This window comes from Deferrisoma sp. (assembly GCF_054681715.1).
The window spans coordinates 1-3,429 of the sequence record NZ_BAAHFQ010000236.1; the positions used below are offsets into that span (position 1 = coordinate 1).

Annotated in this window: 4 protein-coding genes; 2 read left to right on the forward strand and 2 right to left on the reverse strand. The window is 73.2% G+C overall.

All coding sequences use genetic code 11. The annotated features are described in order from the left end of the window. The first annotated feature begins 11 nt into the window (after nucleotides 1–11). Nucleotides 12–143 (forward strand): universal stress protein, encoded by a 132-nt coding sequence (locus ACY0I8_RS17125; protein WP_461395720.1) that lies wholly within the window; start codon nucleotides 12–14, stop codon nucleotides 141–143. 78 nt (nucleotides 144–221) lie between these two features. Here the strand turns inward: ACY0I8_RS17125 and ACY0I8_RS17130 are convergent, their stop codons facing one another. Further along, on the reverse strand, nucleotides 222–980 hold the full coding sequence (locus ACY0I8_RS17130) for a metallophosphoesterase (protein WP_461395717.1): 759 nt from the start codon (nucleotides 978–980) through the stop codon (nucleotides 222–224). On the opposite strand from ACY0I8_RS17130, the gene ACY0I8_RS17135 reads away from it, so the two are divergent. Continuing rightward, complete coding sequence (locus tag ACY0I8_RS17135) at nucleotides 964–1,713, forward strand: class I SAM-dependent methyltransferase (protein WP_461395718.1); 750 nt, start codon at nucleotides 964–966, stop codon at nucleotides 1,711–1,713. The genes ACY0I8_RS17130 and ACY0I8_RS17135 overlap by 17 nt on opposite strands. A 30-nt stretch (nucleotides 1,714–1,743) precedes the next feature. On the opposite strand, the gene ACY0I8_RS17140 is transcribed toward ACY0I8_RS17135, so the two are convergent. After that, nucleotides 1,744–3,243, reverse strand: coding sequence for a PAS domain-containing sensor histidine kinase (locus ACY0I8_RS17140; RefSeq protein WP_461395719.1), 1,500 nt, complete (start codon nucleotides 3,241–3,243; stop codon nucleotides 1,744–1,746). Nucleotides 3,244–3,429 lie beyond the last annotated feature (186 nt).

Below are 3,429 nucleotides of genomic sequence, written 5' to 3' on the forward strand. Positions count from 1 at the left end.
CGGCGGAGAACCTGGACGCCGACCTCATCGTGATGGGGAGCCACGGCAAGGGCCGGCTCCGGCACGTGTTCCTGGGCACCGTGGCCGAGCGGGTCCTGCGGAAATCCCGCCGGCCGGTGTTCGTTTCAAGGCTGGTCGGCTGACACGCGCGGACGTGCGGACGCGTGGACGTCCTGCCGTCCCAACGTCCTAACGTCCTAACGTCCCAACGTCCTAACGTCCTAACGTCCCAACGTCCAAATCTCCACCGGCGCGAACCGCGCGAAGTCGGCGCTCACCAGGTAGTAGCGCACGCCGTTCTTCTCGCCGTAGGGGTTTTCGTACCGCTCCCAGCCCGGGCCGTGGAGGTGGCCGAAGGCGCACACCTCCACGCCGTGGCGCTCCAGGAGCCGGGTGACCGGGGTGTCCTCGAGCCGGGGCGAGGTGGGGGGGAAGTGGAGGAGCGCCACCCGGAGGGCCGGGCCGGGCCCCAGCGCCCGGAGGCTCCGCTCGAGCCGGCCGAGCTCGCGCTCGTAGATCCGGCGGTCCTCGGCCTCGCCCCGGATGCCGTGCATGGCCGCGGGCTCCCCGGGCAGGTGGTCGGAGAGCGGCGCGAAGTCGAGCGTCGGGTCCACCCACCCCCGGGCCCCGGCGAACCCCACCCCGTCGATCTCCACCGCGTCCCCCTGGATCGCAACCGCCCCCTCGGGTAGCATCCGCCGCACCCGGGAGGTGGAGGTCCACCAGTAGTCGTGGTTCCCCTTCACCAGCACCTTGCGGCCCGGGAGCCCGGCGAGCCAGGCCAGGTCGGGCTGGGCCTCGGCGGGCTTCAGGGCCCACGAGAGGTCCCCGGGCAGGCACACCACGTCCTCCGGGGCCACCCGCTCCCGCCAGGCCCGGGCGATCCGCGCCGCGTGGTCGCGCCAGTGGTCGCCAAAGAGGTCCATGGGCTTGGGTTTGCCGAACGAAAGGTGTAGGTCCGAGATGGCCCAGATCCGCATGCCGCCTCCTCCCCGAGATGCCGAGGGGCCCCTTTATACGCAATTCGGCCCGGCGGCGCGACTCCTGCCCCCGGGGTACGACGTGGCCCTTCGCACGGTGCCGGCGGGGGGCCGGGCCGTGCGGCTCTTCCAGCCGGCCGACCCCAACGAACTGGCCGACCGGGTGGACCCGAAGGCGTTCGAGGAGGACGAGCGGTTCCCCTACTGGGCGGAACTCTGGGCCTCGGGGGTGGCCCTGACGGGGTTCCTGCTCCGGGAGGGCGCCGTGCGGCCCGGGGAGGAGGCGGTGGAGCTGGGCTGCGGTCTGGGGCTCGTGGGCGTTGCGGCTGCCCTTGCCGGGGCCCGGGTCACCTTCACCGACTACGAGCCCGACGCCCTCGGGTTCGCCCGGGCGAACCACGCCCTGAACCTCGGGGAGCCCGGCCGCACCCGGCTCCTGGACTGGCGCGCCCCCCCGGCCGACCTGCGGGCGCCCCTGGTGCTCGCGGCCGACGTCCTGTACGAGCGGCGGTTCCTGGAGCCCTTCCTCGCCACCCTCAAAAGCGTGCTCGCCCCGGGAGGCCGGGCCTACGTGGCGGAGCCGGGCCGACGGATCGCCGAGGGCACGGTGGAGCGGCTCGAGGCCGAGGGCTTCGGGCGGGATCTCCATCTGGAGGAGGTGGACTGGCGGGGGGCCACCCACGGGGTGTGGGTGCATGAGATCGGCTGGGCGGCTGGGCGGCTAGGCGGCTAGGCGGCTGGTCCCTTTCGTCCCTTATGTCCCTCAACTCCCCTTCCCCCCGCCGCTCAGGCTGGCCAGCATGCGGTCGTGGGTGCCCACGGGGGGGATGTGGTCGGCCACCCGGGTGCCCGCCACGGGGAGCCGCAGGGTGACCCGGGCCCCGCCCTCGGGCCGGTTGCCGGCCTCGATGGTGCCGCCGTGGTCCGCCGCGATGCCCTGGCACTCCGAGAGCCCCAGCCCGGCGCCCTGGCCCACCTCGCGGGTGGTGAAAAACGGGTCGAACACGTGGGGCAGGGCCTCCTCGGCGAACCGGGGGCCCGTGTCCTCCACCGTGACCACCACCTCCCCGGCCTCGGGGTCGTGACGGGCCGCGATCCGGACCTCCCCGGCCCCGCCCACGGCCTTGAGCGCGTTGTCCAGGAGCGCGGCGAAAAGGGTTTCCAGCCGGGCGGGCTGGCCCATGACCTCCGGCAGGTCGTCGGGCGCGTCCTCCCGGAACCGCACCCCCGCAGGAAACGCGAGCCCCCGTTTCGCCCGGCGCCAGACCTCGGCGAGGCGCACCGGCTCCCGGGGGCCGGTGCGGACCCGGGCAAACTCCTGGAGGCGGTGGAGGATGGTCGCGGCCCGGTGGGCCTGGGCCTCGATGAGGTCGAGTTTGCGGCGGAGCCCCGGGTCTTCGCAGGCCAGGAGCGCCACCTCGGCGGCCCCGGCGATGGCGGCCAGGGGGTTGTTGAGCTCGTGGGCCGCGCCGGCCACAAGCCGCACCAGCGAGAAGGTCTTCTCGGCCCGGGCCGCCTGCTCCCAGGCCCGGCGCACGGGGGCCAGGTTCACGGCCGTGCACACCAGGTTCCCGTCGCCCACGGGATGGGCCGCGAACCGATAGGCCGGTCCCAGGCACGGGGCCATACCGTCGCCGCCCTCGGGGGTCGCCGCCAGGCAGTGGCGGCAGTCTTCTCCCCCGCCCATCACCTCGGGGCAGGGCTTGCCGATGATCTCGGGGAAGGTCTTTCCGGCCCGCCGGGCCACGGCCCGGTTGGCTCGGAGCACGGTGTCGGTCCGGTCCACCACCCACACGAGCTCGTCCAGGGCGTCGAAGGCGGCCTCCCACAGCCGTTTGCCCTCGGCCACCTGGTGGAACAGCCGCTCCAGGTCCCGGTAGGCCCGCACGTGCTCGGCCACCGAGCGCACGGTGAGCAGCAGCCGCCGGCGCTCCCCCTCCACGTCCAGGGGCCCCACCAGGATGTCGTGGACGAGGTACGCCCCGTCGGGCTCCCGGAGCGGAAGGAGCTTCGGATGCAGGAGGGCCGAGAGGAACCGGTACCCGCCGTTCTCCGCCACCTCCTCCAGGTCCGGCTCGTGACGCTCCACAAACTCCCGCGCCACCTCGGCCAGGGGCCGGCCCAGGAGCTCGGCCGCCCGAAGGCCCGACGCCTTCTCCATCCAGGCGTTCCAGGCCTCCACGCAAAACCCCTCCCCGAGGAGCACCAGGCCCACCCCGGCCCCGTCCACGATGCGGCGGGCGAGGTCGATCGAAGGGATCACCGGTCGGCCTCCAGGAGCTCGAGGATCTTATCCAGCGAAGGGGCATTACTAATACCTACAAAAGTATTGCCAGATCCCTAGGCGGCGTATCGGCAACTTGGGGCCAGGAAAAACCCCCGAATCTTGTCCGGCATCCGCTGCAACGAGCGCAAGGCGGAGAGGACCCGGGCCTTCAGGTCCTTCTTC

What these genes read in the sequence shown, in the direction of transcription:
- ACY0I8_RS17135 (WP_461395718.1), top strand. Translation starts at nt 964, where the DNA reads ATGGCCCAGATCCGCATGCCGCCTCCTCCCCGAGATGCCGAGGGGCCC.
- ACY0I8_RS17130 (WP_461395717.1), bottom strand. Translation starts at nt 980, where the DNA reads ATGCGGATCTGGGCCATCTCGGACCTACACCTTTCGTTCGGCAAACCC.